We start from the raw sequence: 14,269 nt of genomic DNA on the forward strand, positions 1-14,269 counted from the left end.
GCCCGCTCACCGGGCCAATGGCTTCGTCATCAGCCGGCCGAACTGCGGCCGCGCCGTGTCGTCCCCGCAAAGCCGCAGGCAGTTCCAGGCGCTCGCCTGGTTGCTGGTGACGACCGGGCGGCCGATTGCCTCCTCCATGCCTGGAACGGCGAGCGCCGCGCGTAGCGCGGTGCATGAAACGAACAGCGCATCCGCCTGCGCATGCGTCGCCTTGCGCGCCAGATCGACGAGCGAGGTAGGCTCGATGCGTGCCATCTCCCGATCGTCCTCGAAGCCGAGGCAGGTGACGCTCTCGATGTCGAAGCCGTGCGCGGCGAAATAGGCGGCCATCGGCCGGCTGGTCTCGACAGTGTAAGGGGTGAAAATGCTGATCCGCTTCACGCCAAAAGCGTTGAGGCCGCGCACGCCGGCCATGGGCGGCGTGACCACGGGAACATTCGGCTTGGCCGCCTGGATCGCCTGCTCGATCTCGGCGTCGCCGATCACCACGGAAGCAGACGTGCAGGAATAGCAGACGGCATCGAGCGTCTCGTCCGGCAGGATCAGTGCCGCGCCCGCCGAAAGCGAGGGCTGCATCTTGCGCAGATTGTCCGGCGTCGTCGGATTGGCGTAGGGGATGCGCGCGACGTAGACGCCGATCCGCTCGCTCGCCACCATGCGGCGGAAGTCGACCTCGCTGGTATGATCGGTGGCCAAAGCAATCAGCCCGACGCGCTTTTCGAGCGGACGCGCATCGAGTGCGGGCCGGGTCGATGCCAGCTCGATTTCGGGCAACAGTTTCATGACTTTCATCTCTCGATCCTGCCGTAACGACGCTCCAGCCAGCGCAACAGCACGACGGAGCAGAGGCTGATGACGAGGAAGAAGGCGCCAACCAGCGTCATCGGCTCGATGTAGCGGTAATAGGTATTGGCGACGCTCTTGGCTTGGTTCATCAGCTCCAGCACGGTGATCGCCGAAAGCAGCGGCGTCTCCTTGAACATGGCGATGAAGTAGTTGGCCAAAGCCGGGATCATCGGCGGGATCGCCTGCGGCAGGATGACATGCGTCCAGGTGTGGCGGCCGTTAAGATTGCAGGCCTTGGCGGCCTCCCACTGGCCGCGCGGCACATTGTCGATGCCGGCGCGATAGACCTCGGCCGTATAGGTGCCGTAGTGCAGTCCAAGCCCGATGACGCCCGCCACCAAGGGCGGCAGCAGGATGCCGATATCGGGCAGCACGTAGAAGATGAAATAGAGCTGCACCAGAAGCGGCGTGCCGCGGATGAATTCGGCGAACCAGCCGACGCTGCGCGACACCGTGCGGTTAGGCGAGCGCCGCGCCAGCGCGATCGCCAGACCGACGATCCCGGCCAGGATCGAGCCGAGCACGGTCGCCAGGATCGTGATCTTCACCCCCTGGATCAGGGTCGGCATGATCTCCCAGACAAAGTTCCAATCCCATTCCATCAGCGGGCCCATTCCATCAGACACGCACTCCGTCGAGACCGCGCGCCATGCGGCGCTCCAGCGAGCGCACGCCCCAGGAGATGATCAGCGCGAGCGCGAAATAGATGACGAGAACGGAGAGGAAGGGCATCAGCGTGCTGCCGGTCTGCGAGCGCACCACTTGCGCCTGGAAGGTGAGATCGGCAAGCGAGATCAGCGATACGACCGAAGTCGCCTTGAGCAGCTCGATCGCGTTGTTGCCGAAGGTTGGCAGCATGATGAGCAGCGCCTGCGGCAGGATGACGTGGCGCATGCCTTGCCAGCGGCCGAAATTAAGCGCCGTGCAGGCCTCATATTGCTCACGGCCGATCGACAGGATGGCGCCGCGCACGACTTCCGCCGCATAGGCTCCGACATTGAGCCCCAGCGCCAGCACGCCGGCCTGCAAAGGCGTCAGCGACAGACCGGCGAAAGGCAGCACGAAATAGGCCCAGAACAGCTGCACGAAGATCGAGGTGCCGCGGAAGAACTCGATATAGGTCGTGGCGATCGCGCGCACGATGAAGAAGCGCGACACACGTCCCATGCCGGCGAGAAAGGCCATGACGAGCGCAAGCACCGACCCCATCAGCGTCAGCTCGATGGTGACAAGCGCTCCCTGCAATATCAGGCCGAGATAGCCGGACCACTGGGTCATTGAGTTTCAAATTTTCCTAACGTTTGCAGTCGTTGCGAGAGGCTGCGACAGCCTTGTCCCCGCCCACGGGGAGGAGATGACGGCAGGCAGATGAGGGGCAGCGCTGACCTTGAAATGCTGGCGCGCCGCCCCTCATCCGGCTCTTCGAGCCATCTTCTCCCCGCAGGTGGTAAGAAGGGAGATTACTTCGCCGCGCAGAGCTTCTCGCGCGTCGTCGACATCGCCGCCTTGGCCGAGAAGCCGTAGGGCTCGATGATCTTGGCGAACTCGCCGGACTTCTTCATCTTGGCGAGCTCGACGTCATAGGCATCGCGCAGCGCCTCGTCGCCCTTCTTGAAGGCGGCGCCGTCGCAATAGACCGGCGCGCCCTGCACCGGCGCGATCACTTCGAGATTCGGATCATTGGCCTTCTTGATGAGGTCGTTGATCGACAGAACGGGCAGCGAATAGGCGTCGATGCGGCCGTCCTGCACCATCTTCAGGCCGCTCTGGCCGTCCGGCACGACGATGACGCGGTCGCGCGGCACGCCGGCATTGAGCGCCAGCTTCTCCTCGGTGCCGCCGCCCGGCGCGCCGATAGTGGCCGACGTGTCCTTGGCGACGTCCTCATAGCTCTTGAAACCCTTCGGGTTGCCCTTCTTCACCAGCATCGCTTCCGCATCGCACAGCACCGGCTCGGAATAGGCGACAGCCGCGCAGCGCTCGGGCTTCATGAACAGGCCGGCGGTGACGACATCGAAGCGGCCGGCCTGCAGGCCGGGGATCATGGCGCCATATTCGGAGATGGAGGCGACGATATCGTTGACGCCGAGGCGCTTGAAGATCTCGCGCGCTACGTCGGGTGCGGCGCCCGAGACCTTGCCGTCCGCGGCGACCGCGGTGTAGGGCGGCTCGTTGGCAATGGCGACGCGGGCGAAGCCCTGCTGCTTGAGCTGCTCGAACTTTGCGTCGTCTGCTGAACGCGCGCCGGAGGCGAGCAGCATGGTGCTTACGGCGAGACCGGCGACGCCAGCCAGGATGCCAAGTTTCTTCATCGTTCCCAACTCCTTGTTTCTCTTCTTGGTTCGCTCGGTTCGGATGGCGTACTTGCCACCCGTTTCTGGCTTTCGGGACGGCTTCGCCGCCCTGGCATGGCGGTCAGACGCGATGTCCGGCCGCGATGATCTTCTTCAGGAAGCCCTGCGTGCGTTCCTGCTTGGGATGGCGGAAAATCTCATCGGGCTTGCCCTCCTCGACGATCCTGCCGCGATCGAAGAACAGCACGCGATCGGCGAAGTCGTGGGCAAAGCCCATCTCATGAGTGACGAGCAGCATCGTCATGTCGGTTTCGGCGGCCAGCTTACGCATGACGTTGAGCACCTCCTCGACCAACTCGGGGTCGAGCGCCGAGGTGACCTCGTCGAACAGCATGATCTTGGGCGACAGCGCCAGCGCGCGGGCGATCGCGACGCGCTGCTTCTGGCCGCCGGAAAGCTGTGCCGGCATGCTCTTCGCCTTATCGGCGAGGCCCACCATGTCGAGCAGCTCCATCGCCCGTTTTTCGGCGGCGGCTCGCGCCACGCCCTTGGTCAGCATGGGTGCCAGCGTGACGTTGTCCATGACGCATTTGTGCGGGAACAGATTGAAAAGCTGGAAGACCATGCCGATCTTCTGGCGCATCTTGGCCAGGTGCCGCTCGTCAGCCGGCACCAGCTGGCCGTTGCGCTCCATGTGATAGAGCTGCTCGCCGTCGATCTGGATATTGCCGCCGTCGATCTTTTCCAGCGTCATCAGGATGCGCAGGATCGTCGTCTTGCCCGATCCGGATGGGCCGATCAGCGCCAGCTTCTCGCCTGGCATGACCTGCATCGACAGGCCGTCGAGCACCTTGAAGGCGCCGAAGCTTTTCGAAATGGCGTCGACCTTGATGATGGGCGCGGGCAATCCATTTCCCCGTTCTAAAGCGGCCTATGGTCCTAACGATGCGAAACGCGCTAAATCATGTCAATTAGGAAAATAATATCATGACAATTTTTCGAGCGCTGCACAATTTCGGGGCAATTGGCGCTCCGCATTTGCATCAGATGGCGAGCAGAAGATGCTCCGGATCGCCCAGCAGGAGCTTGGCGACAACGCTCAAGCCCGCGCGCAGTTCCCCTTCGGTGGTCGAGCCGAGCGAGATGCGCACGGCCGGGTGCCACGGCGTGTCGGCGATGCGGAACGACGTGCCCGGGGCAATCGCCACGCCGCGCAGGCGCGCCTGCGCAACGAAGCTTTCCTCGGCGCGGTCGCCCGGCAATTCGAGCCACAGATGCAGCCCGTCGCGATGGGAGCGATAGTCGACACCGGCCAGCATTTCGGCTGCGATTTCCTGCCGGCGTCTCAGCGCCCCGCGCTGCCAGTTGACCAACTCAAAAGCCGTGCCGTCGTTCACCCACCGCGTCGCGATTTCCGCCACCATTGGCGTCGCCATCCAGTTCGAGACGAGATGGCGGTTGGCGACGGCCGCGACATAGCGGTCGGGCACCGCGAGATAGCCGATGCGCAGGCCGGGCACGGTGATCTTGGTGAAGGAGGTGACGTAGAGCGTCCGCTCGGGCGCGAAGGCGGCAACCGCCGGAGGCCGGCCTTCGACGAGCGGCCCGAGCACGTCGTTCTCGATGATGGCGATGTCATGTTTGCGCGCGACCGCGGCGATCTGCTCGCGCCGGCTGGCGTCCATCAAGCTCGCCGTCGGGTTGATGACCGAAGGCTGGACGAAAACGGCGCGAATGTCGGAGAGACGGCAGGCCTCGTCCAACGCTTCCGGGATCAGGCCGTTGTCGTCGATCGGCAGGCCTTCGAGATTGAAGCCGAGATAGCGGGCGAGCGGCACCAGCGTGTGGTGGCCGATCGCCTCGGTGGCGACCGTCGAGCCGGGCGGTGCGACGCTCATCAGCGCTACCGTCATGCCGGCGGTGGCGCCGTTGGTGAGGCTGATGTTCTGCGGTGAGGCGTCGAGGCCGCAGAGCTTCAGCCATCCGACCGCCACCGTGCGATGACGCGGGAACACCATGTTCGGCCGGAACGACAGCGCCGAACTCGACGGCAGGTTCTCGGCCAGCCACCCCAACGCCTGCTTCAGCTTCTCCAGATGCATCGGCTCGCAGACCGGCTTCAGGATCGAGAGGTCGATGACCTCGCCCAACCGTTCCGGAAGGTAGGGCGGCTCCGGCTCCCGGCGCTGCGTCTGCACGAAGCTGCCGCGGCCGACCTCGCCGGCAATCAGACCGCGGCGGATCAGTTCCTCATAGGCGCGGCTGACCGTCTGGACCGAAAGTTTCAGGTCGTCGGCAAGCCGCCGGTGCGTCGGCAGTCGCGCGCCATTGGCGAGCTTTCCGTCATGGATGGCGCGCGCGAACTGATCGGCCAGCGAGAGGTAGGCCGGGCGGCGGATGAGCGCAGGATCTGGCTGCCATAATGTCATGACTTTATTAGAGATCGAAATCAGTGCAATTGACAATCGAAATAATGCATCGTCATGGTGGCCGGAACAAAAAGCGGGGCCGGCATGGCGGCAGCGAAACTCGATCCGATCGACCTCAAGATCCTCGACGCCATCCAGCGCGACGGGCGCATCACCAAGCTGGCGCTGGCCGAGAAGGTCGGCCTGTCGCCGACGCCTTGCTGGATGCGGCTGCGCAAGCTGGAAAAGGCTGGCATCGTCTCCGGCTACCACGCCGCAATCGCCATGCGCGCGATCGCGCCGGTGGCGACCGTGCTGATGGAGGTGACATTGGCCAGCCACCGGCAAGCCGATTTCGACCGTTTCGAGCGGGTCATCCGCGACGTGCCCGAGATCGTCGCCTGCTGGTCGGTCGGCGGCGGCGTCGACTATGTGCTGAAAGTGATGGCGCGGGACATCGACGCCTATCAGCGGCTGGTCGACGCCCTTCTGGAACGCGAGATCGGCATCGACCGCTACTTCACCTACATTGTCACCAAGACGGTGAAGGAGGAGTCCGTGGTGCCTGTCGCCGACCTGTTGCCAGGCTGAAGCCGGAGAGATCGTCTGGCCCGGCGGGCGATGAGAGACAATCTCTCTCCTGGCGGCTGACGAAAAAGCCTCTCTGTCTCGGTCGCGCGGCTAATCTCTCCGCATCGCCTTGGCACCGGGAGACAAACGATGTCCGCGCATTTTGCACGCCCACACCGCCACGAAGCACTGGATCGTCTCGCCGATCACCGGCTGCTGCGCCATCTCGGCTATATCGGGGGACATTGGACGGCCGGCGACTCGGCCGCGAGCTTCGCAGTCACTGATCCGGCCACCGGCGCCACAGTCGCCTTCGTTGCCGCGCTCGGCGCAAGCCAAACGGCGGAGGCTGTCGACGCTGCAGCGCGTGCCCTGCCGGCCTGGCGCTCCGCGCTGCCGCAAGAGCGTTCCAGAATCTTGCGAAAATGGTTCGAGCTGATCGTCGCCGGCAAGGACGACCTGGCGCTGCTGATGACGCTTGAACAGGGCAAGCCGCTAAAGGAATCGCTGGGCGAGATCGACTACGCCGCCTCCTTCGTCGAGTGGTATGCCGAGGAAGCAAAGCGCCTCAATGCCGAAAGCGTCACCAGCCATCTGCCGAATGCTCAGATGACCGTTAGCCGCGAGCCGCTCGGCGTCGTCGGCGTCGTCACCCCATGGAACTTTCCGTCGGCCATGCTCACCCGCAAGGCCGCTGCGGCGCTTGCCGCCGGCTGCACCGTGGTGGCGCATCCGTCCTCGGAAACGCCGCTTTCGGCGCTGGCGCTAGCCGAGCTCGGCGAGCGTGCCGGCCTGGCCGCCGGCGTCTTCAACGTTGTCACCGGGGATGCGCGCACCATCGTCGGCGCGATGTGCGCTGACGCCCGGGTGCGCGCCATGAGCTTCACCGGTTCGACCGACGTCGGCCGGCTGATTGCCGCGCAGAGCGCGCCGACGATGAAGCGGCTGGTCATGGAGCTCGGCGGCCATGCGCCGCTGATCGTCTTCGGTGATGCCGATATCGAAAAGGCGGTGACGATCGCCCTCGACGCCAAATTCGCCACCTCCGGCCAGGATTGTCTTGCCGCCAACCGCATCTATGTGCAGCGCCAGATCTATGACCGCTTCTGCGCCGCCCTCGCCCGTCGCATCGAGCGTCTGCGCGCCGGCAACGGGCTTTCGCCCGACGCCGATATCGGCCCGCTGATGCATGAGCGCGCCGTCAAGAAGGTGGAGGAGCAGGTCGCAGACGCGCTGGCTCGCGGCGCGCGCTGCCTCATCGGCGGCAAGCGCCATGCGGCCGGGCCGCTGTTCTATCAGCCAACGCTGCTCGTCGATGTGCCGGACGAGGCGTTGATCATGCATGAGGAAACCTTCGGCCCGGTCGCCGCCGTCACCCCGTTCGACGAGGAAGCGGAAGTCGTCGCCCGCGCCAATGCTACCGTATATGGCCTCGTCGCCTATGTCGTGACCGAGAACGGCGCGCGCCAGGCGCGCATGGGTCGCGCGCTGGAATACGGTATGGTCGCGATCAACCGGGTGAAGATCACCGGCGCGCCGATCCCGTTCGGCGGAGTCAAGCAGTCCGGCATCGGCCGCGAAGGCTCGCGCCATGGCCTCGAAGCCTTCACCGATCTGAAATACCTTTGTCTGGACGTCGCCTAGCGCACGCCGGAAGAATTCCCTGCAAGGAGAAAAAAGATGCTCGAACAGTCCAACGAACTTTCGGCCTGGGATCGCGACCACTTCTTCCATCCCTCGACGCATATGGGCACGCATGCGCGGGGCGAGTCCCCGGCGCGCATCATGGCCGGCGGCGAAGGCGTCACCGTCTGGGACAACACCGGCAAGAAGAGCATCGATGCCTTTGCCGGGCTCTATTGCGTCAATGTCGGCTATGGCCGCCACAAGATCGCCGATGCCATTGCCGATCAGGCCAAGAACCTAGCTTATTACCACGCCTATGTCGGGCACGGCACCGAGGCCTCGATTACGCTCGCCAAGATGATCATCGACCGCGCGCCGAAGGGCATGTCAAGGGTCTATTTCGGCCTCTCGGGTTCCGACGCCAACGAGACCAACATCAAGCTGATCTGGTATTACAACAACGTTCTGGGACGGCCGGAGAAGAAGAAGATCATCTCGCGCTGGCGCGGCTACCACGGCTCTGGCGTCATGACCGGATCGCTGACCGGGCTCGAGCTGTTTCACAACGCCTTCGACCTGCCGCGCGCGCCGATCATGCACACCGAGGCACCCTATTATTTCCGCCGCGCCGACCGCTCGATGAGCGAGGAGCAGTTTTCGCAATATTGCGCCGACAAGCTGGAGGAGATGATCCTCGCCGAGGGCCCGGAGACAGTCGCGGCCTTTATCGGCGAGCCAATCCTCGGCACCGGCGGCATCGTGCCGCCGCCCGCCGGCTATTGGGAAAAGATCCAGGCGGTGCTGAACAAATACGACGTGCTGCTTGTCGCCGACGAGGTGGTGACCGGCTTCGGCCGTCTCGGCACCATGTTCGGCTCCGACCATTACGGCATCAAGCCGGACCTGATCACCATCGCCAAGGGGCTGACCTCGGCCTATGCGCCGCTTTCCGGCGTCATCGTGTCCGACAAGGCCTGGCAGGTGCTGGTCAGGGGTTCCGACAAGCTCGGCTCGCTGGGCCACGGCTGGACCTATTCGGCGCATCCCATCTGCGTCGCCGCGGGCGTCGCCAATCTCGAACTGATCGACGAGATGGATCTGGTGAGGAATGCCGGCGAGACCGGCGCTTATTTCCGCGCCGAACTGACCAAGGCCGTCGGCGGCCACAGAAACGTCGGCGAGGTCCGCGGCGACGGCATGCTGGCTGCGGTCGAGTTCGTCAGGGATCGCGACGATCGCGTCTTCTTCGATCCGGCGCTCAAAGTGGGCCCGCAGATCGCCACGGCGCTCGCGGCAAGCGGCGTCATCGGCCGCGCCATGCCGCAGGGCGACATCCTCGGCTTCGCGCCGCCGCTTTGCCTGACGCGCGAGGAGGCCGACACCATCGTCGCCAAGACCGCCGACGCCGTGAACAGCGTGTTTGCCAGCCTCTGAAGCAATCCAGGAAAGGTGTGAACGGTTTTCCGTCCGGAGTTGCGTGAAAGCAAAGGAACAGACCGACATGAATGCCATAACCAGAACCGTCCCGGCCACGATGGCCGCCGTGCAACTCACCGGCCACGGCGGCCTGGAAAAACTCGTCTATCGCACCGATGTGAAGGTGCCGCCGCCGGCTGCCGGCGAGGTGCTGGTCAAGGTCAGCGCCTGCGGCATGAACAACACCGATGTCTGGGTGCGCCAGGGCGCCTACGGCACCGAGGAAGACGCGGCCGCCGTGTCGACCTGGCGCCGGCAAGGCAACACGCTGACCTTTCCGCGCATCCAGGGCACCGATACGGTGGGCACCATCGTCGCCGTCGGTGACGGTGTACCCTCCGAGCGCATCGGCGAACGCGTCATGGTCGACTTCTCCATCTACAACCGTGACGACGATTCGCTTGCCGACATCGACTATATGGGCCACGGCCGTGACGGCGGCTATGCCGAATACCAGGCGCTGCCGGCCGAGAACGCGCATGTCGTCAATACCGATTTGAGCGATGTCGAGCTCGCCACCTTCTGCTGCGCCTATCTCACCGGCGAGCAGATGCTGGAACGTGCAGGCTTGAAGGCCGGCGAACGGGTGCTGGTCACCGGCGCCTCCGGCGGTGTCGGCTCCGGCATCGTGCAGCTGGCGCGGGCGCGGGGCGCCATTCCCTATGCCGTGGTCGGCAAGGGCAAGGAGCAAGCGGTGCTCGACATCGGCGCCGAGAAAGTGGTCACGCGCGGCGTGGCCGACCTGCCTGCCGCCGTCAACGAAGCGACCGCTGGCCAACCCATCGACGTGGTCGCCGACCTTGTCGGCGGCGCCATTTTCAATGATCTGCTGCGCATCCTGCGGCCCGAGGGACGCTACACCACCGCAGGCGCCATCGCGGGGCCGGTGGTGCAGTTGGACCTGCGCACCATGTATCTGAAGCAGCTTCAGCTGCACGGCTCGAGCCAGGGCACCAGGGCCGATTTCCGCCGCATCGTGCGCTACATCGAGGAGAAGAAGATCCGCCCGCTGGTCGGCGGCGTCTACAAGCTGTCGGACTTCCACCGCGCCCAGACCGACTTCATGGCCAAGGACTTCGTCGGCAAGCTGGTGGTGGTGCCGGACGCGATTGCCGACACGAACAAGTAGCGACCGATGGCGGCGGCCGACCGGTTGACCTTCGCGGTTAGCCCTTGCGCTCCTGAAGGATGTTGCCGCCATCCACGACGAGGACGGCTCCGTTGACATAGCTGGCGCCGTCGGACGCCAGGAACAGCACAGCCGCGGCGACCTCTTCCGGAGCGCCGGCGCGTCCAAGCGGCGTGTTTTGCGCGGCGACGAGCTCTTCCGGTGTCGAGGCGCCCGTCGCGATCCAGCCCGGCGCCACGGCGTTCACGGTGACGCCGCTGCGGCCGACCTCCAGCGCAAGCGCATGCGTCAGCCCGACCATGCCTGCTTTGGCGGCGGAATAAGCGGCCTCGCCTTCGTTGGAGACGTAAGGGCCGGTGACCGAGGCCATGTTCACCACGCGTCCATGACCGCGTCGGACCATGCCGGCCAGAAATGCGCGTGTGGCAAGGAATGTGGTCTTCAGGCTGACATCGATGCCGCGGTCCCAGTCGCTCTCGCTGAGATCGAGAAATCGCCGCTGCAGCGCCGGCTGGGCGACTGTTCCCATCCCGGCATTGTTGACGAGGATATCGATTTCGCCGACCTCCGAGCAGAGCCGCTCGACATCCGCTGCACGCGTCAGATCGGCCACCACCGCACGAACGTCGAGCCCCTCCGCCCGCAGCTCTTCGGCGCGCTGCTCGACGCGATGCGACGAGGCGGTGATCGCGACCGCAAGCCCGGCGTCTCCGAGCGCACGCGCCACCGCGGCGCCGATGCCGTCGGCGGCGCCCGCGCCGGTCACCAGCGCTGTGCGGGATTTGCGAAACGTGGTCATGAGCCCTCCAAGGCGATGACGCCAATGCCGCGAGTCAGTATCCGGCGCTGATGCCGAAATCGATCGAAAGCGCGGCCCCGGTGATCGGCGCCGCGCCGGGCTGGCAAAGATAATGGATGAAGGAGGCGATCTCTTCCACGCCGATGAACCGTGCTCTTTCCCCTTGCGGGTAGTGCCCAAGGAGCCGGCGCTTGTAGCCGTCCGGGTCATCTCCGCCATAGGTCCTTGCCTGATACTCGATCATCGGCGTCGCCGTGTCGCCAGGACAGACGGCGTTGACCCTAATGCCGTGCGGCGCAAGCTCCAGGGCGAGAGCCTTGGTCAGCAGCACCAGCCCGCCTTTGGAGGCGCAATAGACCGCCGCGCCGCTGTTGCCGACGATGCCCGCGTCGGAGGCGATATTGATGATAACGCCCTGCGCCGCCGACAGGTGCGGAATGGCGGCCGAGATCAGGAAGAAGGCGCCTTTGAGATTGACATCCAGCACCAGGTCCCATTGCTCTTCGCGGACCTCGCTTGCCGCTCCCTCGAGCCAGACGCCGGCGGCGTTGACGAGAATGTCCAGGCCGCCTCCCCACTCGCGCGCCTTGTCCACAACCTCCCGGCAGGCGGCGACGGAACGGACGTCGAGCGGCAGACCGATCGCGTTCGCACCGGTCGCAGCAATCTTTGACACGGCCTCGTCGAGTTTCGCGCCGGGAAGGTCGGCGAGCACGATCCGCTCGTCGTCAGCCGCCAGGCGCAGCCCCGTCGCAAGACCCATTCCCCCGGCGCCGCCCGCGATCAGGACGGTTCTTCCAGCCATTCGATAACCTCCGCTGTGCGATGAGCGTTGCGGCGAGACACAGTCCGGCATCCGAACCACGTCGGAGAGACATCTCGCATGCGCCAAGCCCGACAATCAATGATCACAGGACCGAAGCCATTCGCTTCGCGATCACCCCAGCTCCAGCGTCGTGATGCCGAAAACCTTCGACGGCGCATTGCCTGGTTTCCCGCCGCGGTACATGCGGGTCGTCGTGAAACCGGGGACCATGCCGACAGCCTGAAGCACGGCGGTAAAGCCGATCTGAGTGGCCGGCACGTCGATATGCAAGGCTTCGCCCGCCGTCCTTCCCGTCAGTTCCACCATCAAAGCCAGAGCTGTTTCCATGTCATCCGCGAACAGCGGACCGACCTTGAAACCTTCGCGGCATCGGCGCGCCACGCCGTAGCCGGCAAGGCCGGTCGAGCCAGTGGACATCATCGCGATCCGGGGCGGCCGCAGCCATTCCCGCAGGAAGGCCTCCCGAGGCGCCGGAAAGCACTGGCGGTCATAGGCCAGGATCTCGGCTGTCTCGGCGGCCTCCACGGACCGGATTTCCCGCCCCCCGGTCAGTCCCGCCGGACGACCGCTGAAGCGGACGGTCTCATAAGCCGGCACGAACCCTTTGTGTTGGTAGTTGGCCCGCTGCTCGGCTACGCCGTCGAGGCCGACAATGCGGTCGCCGAGCCGAGCCATGCCGGCATCCCAGACCGCCTTGCCATGGCCTTCACCGCGCCGATCGGGCCGGCAGATATAGAGGCCGATGAAACCGAACTCCGCGCCATAGGCGACGGCCGAGATGCCGGCCACCATCTCGCCGCCGACGATGGCACCGACAAATCCTTCCGGATCGGCGGCCCTGAGCGCGGCGGCATCGCCGATGCCCGGATTCCATCCCTCCCCCGCCGCCCACTCGACGAGCGTTTCCACCTCGCTGGCGGTCAGCGTCCGGATCGTTCTCGGCATGGCTTCACTCGGCGCGGCAACGGATTTTAAGTCGCCAGGATAGGTCGCCGCCAGCAGGTTGCAAAGACCGGTTTTGGACGTTGCCGACCTGTCCACGCCACGAAGCCCAACCGTCGATGCTCCTTCGCCGATTCGGCGAAGAGGCCGCCCATTGAACGCTAGACCGTCGAGCGGATTGCTATCCGGGTTTTTCGAATCGATGCAAAGGGTTAGCAAGAACGCGCCCGAAACATCAGCCGTTGTTCCAATGGGCAACTGGACACGACCGTCGAAGGCGGGGAATCTTCTTTGGTCGTTGCTTCGAATTGAATGGAGTGCCCGAGGAAATGCCCCTGAGCGCCGAAGAAATCGCCAGTCATCCGGCAGCTCTGCGCGGTGTCAAGGAGCAGTCGCGCGCGCTCATCCATATCTACGAAACCAGCCCGCGCCTTGCCGCCGTTTTTGCCACCCAGCAGCGCTGGCTACTCGGCCATGTCGGACTTGCGCTGCATTTCAGGCGCGACCCCGATGACCGCCGCACCGAAATGACCGTAGCGCGTTTCATCGAGGTCGTGCGCCGCAATTCAGTTGCCAGCCGCAACACCGCCGAAGCGTTCGTCAAGGAAATGCTCCATTACAACGTCGCCGAATACATTTCGTCGCGTGGCGATGGCCGAGCTCATCCCTTGCGGGTGACCGCGGCCACCATCGAGACCTTTACCGGCTGGATCCATGCCCATTTGCGAACGCTCGACCGCATCGATGGCGGAGCCCGGCTGACGACTTTCCTCGAACACCCCGATATGCTGGCCAAGCTGCAGCCATTGATCTGCGACGGATTGCTCGCATCCATTCCGGTGCGGGAACCCCAGCAAACCTTCTCGTTGTTCATCTGGCTCAACAACGGCGGCATCGTCATGGACTGGCTGATGTCGGGTATCGATCCGGAGGACGCCAGCCTCGAGAAGATTCCGACCGGCGTCATTTCGATCAGCGAATTCGCGCATTGGCTGAAACTGTCGCGCACGCATCTGGCGCGCAAGCTCCGCGACGCCGAGGCGCTCGGCAGCATCGGCTGGGTCGGGCAGCGCGGACATTCCGTCATGTGGGTGTCGCGGCAGTTCTTCGACGAGTATATGGCCGTTCAGGCAGCCAAGCTCGCGATCGTCGACGCAGCCTTCGAGGCGTGTTTTTCCGGCGCGAGCGAAGGCTGAGCGCCGCGGCGCCTGCTCCGAGCTTGCCGTGACGGCGCGCAAAGAGACGCGCCGTTGAGCCGCTTCGACGATGACGCGGCGCTCAGAGCAATTCCAGGATATTGCGAAACGGTTTTCCGTCCGGAATTGTCAAATCAAAGAGATAGGGCGGTTTGCC

Annotated in this window: 14 protein-coding genes; 5 read left to right on the top strand and 9 right to left on the bottom strand. The window is 64.8% G+C overall.

Annotation, left to right across the window (positions count from 1 at the left end):
- Window positions 1-6 precede the first annotated feature (6 nt).
- From eutA to CK218_RS01525, 6 genes are all read right to left on the bottom strand, one after another.
- Complete coding sequence (eutA, locus tag CK218_RS01500; RefSeq protein WP_095826853.1) at window positions 7-783, bottom strand: ectoine utilization protein EutA; 777 nt, start codon at window positions 781-783, stop codon at window positions 7-9.
- Window positions 784-788: 5 nt separating this feature from the next.
- On the bottom strand, window positions 789-1,448 hold the full coding sequence (ehuD, locus tag CK218_RS01505) for an ectoine/hydroxyectoine ABC transporter permease subunit EhuD (protein ID WP_067002307.1): 660 nt from the start codon (window positions 1,446-1,448) through the stop codon (window positions 789-791).
- 16 nt (window positions 1,449-1,464) lie between these two features.
- A complete protein-coding gene (ehuC, locus tag CK218_RS01510; protein WP_095826657.1) occupies window positions 1,465-2,124 on the bottom strand; it encodes an ectoine/hydroxyectoine ABC transporter permease subunit EhuC in 660 nt (219 codons plus the stop codon).
- Window positions 2,125-2,306: 182 nt separating this feature from the next.
- Window positions 2,307-3,107 carry an ectoine/hydroxyectoine ABC transporter substrate-binding protein EhuB gene (gene ehuB, locus CK218_RS01515; RefSeq protein ID WP_245434863.1) on the bottom strand — a complete coding sequence of 267 codons (801 nt, stop codon included), beginning with the start codon at window positions 3,105-3,107 and terminating at the stop codon, window positions 2,307-2,309.
- Between the two features lie 154 nt (window positions 3,108-3,261).
- Complete coding sequence (gene ehuA, locus CK218_RS01520; RefSeq protein ID WP_095826659.1) at window positions 3,262-4,047, bottom strand: ectoine/hydroxyectoine ABC transporter ATP-binding protein EhuA; 786 nt, start codon at window positions 4,045-4,047, stop codon at window positions 3,262-3,264.
- 136 nt (window positions 4,048-4,183) lie between these two features.
- Entirely contained in the window at window positions 4,184-5,569 is a 1,386-nt protein-coding gene (locus CK218_RS01525) for a PLP-dependent aminotransferase family protein (protein ID WP_095826660.1), read from the bottom strand.
- An 84-nt stretch (window positions 5,570-5,653) separates the two neighbouring features.
- Between CK218_RS01525 and CK218_RS01530 the strand changes: the two genes are divergently transcribed.
- The 4 genes from CK218_RS01530 (at window position 5,654) to CK218_RS01545 (ending at window position 10,349) form a co-directional block, all read left to right on the top strand.
- On the top strand, window positions 5,654-6,139 hold the full coding sequence (locus CK218_RS01530; protein WP_095781181.1) for an Lrp/AsnC family transcriptional regulator: 486 nt from the start codon (window positions 5,654-5,656) through the stop codon (window positions 6,137-6,139).
- A 129-nt stretch (window positions 6,140-6,268) separates the two neighbouring features.
- Window positions 6,269-7,762, top strand: coding sequence for an NAD-dependent succinate-semialdehyde dehydrogenase (locus tag CK218_RS01535; protein ID WP_095826661.1), 1,494 nt, complete (start codon window positions 6,269-6,271; stop codon window positions 7,760-7,762).
- Window positions 7,763-7,798: 36 nt separating this feature from the next.
- The gene (locus CK218_RS01540; RefSeq protein WP_095826662.1) at window positions 7,799-9,178 is read left to right on the top strand and encodes an aspartate aminotransferase family protein; all 1,380 of its coding nucleotides are present in this window, start codon (window positions 7,799-7,801) and stop codon (window positions 9,176-9,178) included.
- 67 nt (window positions 9,179-9,245) lie between these two features.
- On the top strand, window positions 9,246-10,349 hold the full coding sequence (locus tag CK218_RS01545) for an alcohol dehydrogenase family protein (protein WP_095826854.1): 1,104 nt from the start codon (window positions 9,246-9,248) through the stop codon (window positions 10,347-10,349).
- Window positions 10,350-10,386: 37 nt separating this feature from the next.
- Here the strand turns inward: CK218_RS01545 and CK218_RS01550 are convergent, their stop codons facing one another.
- The 3 genes from CK218_RS01550 to CK218_RS01560 all read right to left on the bottom strand — a co-directional run bounded on the left by CK218_RS01550 (window position 10,387) and on the right by CK218_RS01560 (window position 13,174).
- Window positions 10,387-11,148 carry an SDR family NAD(P)-dependent oxidoreductase gene (locus CK218_RS01550; RefSeq protein ID WP_095826663.1) on the bottom strand — a complete coding sequence of 254 codons (762 nt, stop codon included), beginning with the start codon at window positions 11,146-11,148 and terminating at the stop codon, window positions 10,387-10,389.
- A 34-nt stretch (window positions 11,149-11,182) separates the two neighbouring features.
- Window positions 11,183-11,953, bottom strand: a complete 771-nt coding sequence (locus CK218_RS01555; RefSeq protein WP_067002323.1) for an SDR family oxidoreductase — start codon at window positions 11,951-11,953, stop codon at window positions 11,183-11,185.
- A gap of 132 nt (window positions 11,954-12,085) precedes the next feature.
- Entirely contained in the window at window positions 12,086-13,174 is a 1,089-nt protein-coding gene (locus CK218_RS01560) for a GNAT family N-acetyltransferase (protein WP_348628708.1), read from the bottom strand.
- A gap of 71 nt (window positions 13,175-13,245) precedes the next feature.
- Between CK218_RS01560 and CK218_RS01565 the strand changes: the two genes are divergently transcribed.
- Window positions 13,246-14,112, top strand: coding sequence for a hypothetical protein (locus CK218_RS01565; RefSeq protein WP_095826664.1), 867 nt, complete (start codon window positions 13,246-13,248; stop codon window positions 14,110-14,112).
- Window positions 14,113-14,269: the final 157 nt, after the last annotated feature.

Source organism: Mesorhizobium sp. WSM3879, assembly GCF_002294915.1.
Classification (GTDB): domain Bacteria; phylum Pseudomonadota; class Alphaproteobacteria; order Rhizobiales; family Rhizobiaceae; genus Mesorhizobium.

What these genes read in the sequence shown, in the direction of transcription:
- CK218_RS01540 (WP_095826662.1), top strand. Translation starts at nt 7,799, where the DNA reads ATGCTCGAACAGTCCAACGAACTTTCGGCCTGGGATCGCGACCACTTC.
- ehuB (WP_245434863.1), bottom strand. Translation starts at nt 3,107, where the DNA reads ATGCTGCTCGCCTCCGGCGCGCGTTCAGCAGACGACGCAAAGTTCGAG.
- CK218_RS01545 (WP_095826854.1), top strand. Translation starts at nt 9,246, where the DNA reads ATGAATGCCATAACCAGAACCGTCCCGGCCACGATGGCCGCCGTGCAA.
- CK218_RS01530 (WP_095781181.1), top strand. Translation starts at nt 5,654, where the DNA reads ATGGCGGCAGCGAAACTCGATCCGATCGACCTCAAGATCCTCGACGCC.
- ehuD (WP_067002307.1), bottom strand. Translation starts at nt 1,448, where the DNA reads ATGGAATGGGATTGGAACTTTGTCTGGGAGATCATGCCGACCCTGATC.
- CK218_RS01550 (WP_095826663.1), bottom strand. Translation starts at nt 11,148, where the DNA reads ATGACCACGTTTCGCAAATCCCGCACAGCGCTGGTGACCGGCGCGGGC.
- ehuC (WP_095826657.1), bottom strand. Translation starts at nt 2,124, where the DNA reads ATGACCCAGTGGTCCGGCTATCTCGGCCTGATATTGCAGGGAGCGCTT.
- CK218_RS01565 (WP_095826664.1), top strand. Translation starts at nt 13,246, where the DNA reads ATGCCCCTGAGCGCCGAAGAAATCGCCAGTCATCCGGCAGCTCTGCGC.
- CK218_RS01555 (WP_067002323.1), bottom strand. Translation starts at nt 11,953, where the DNA reads ATGGCTGGAAGAACCGTCCTGATCGCGGGCGGCGCCGGGGGAATGGGT.
- eutA (WP_095826853.1), bottom strand. Translation starts at nt 783, where the DNA reads ATGAAACTGTTGCCCGAAATCGAGCTGGCATCGACCCGGCCCGCACTC.
- CK218_RS01535 (WP_095826661.1), top strand. Translation starts at nt 6,269, where the DNA reads ATGTCCGCGCATTTTGCACGCCCACACCGCCACGAAGCACTGGATCGT.
- CK218_RS01525 (WP_095826660.1), bottom strand. Translation starts at nt 5,569, where the DNA reads ATGACATTATGGCAGCCAGATCCTGCGCTCATCCGCCGCCCGGCCTAC.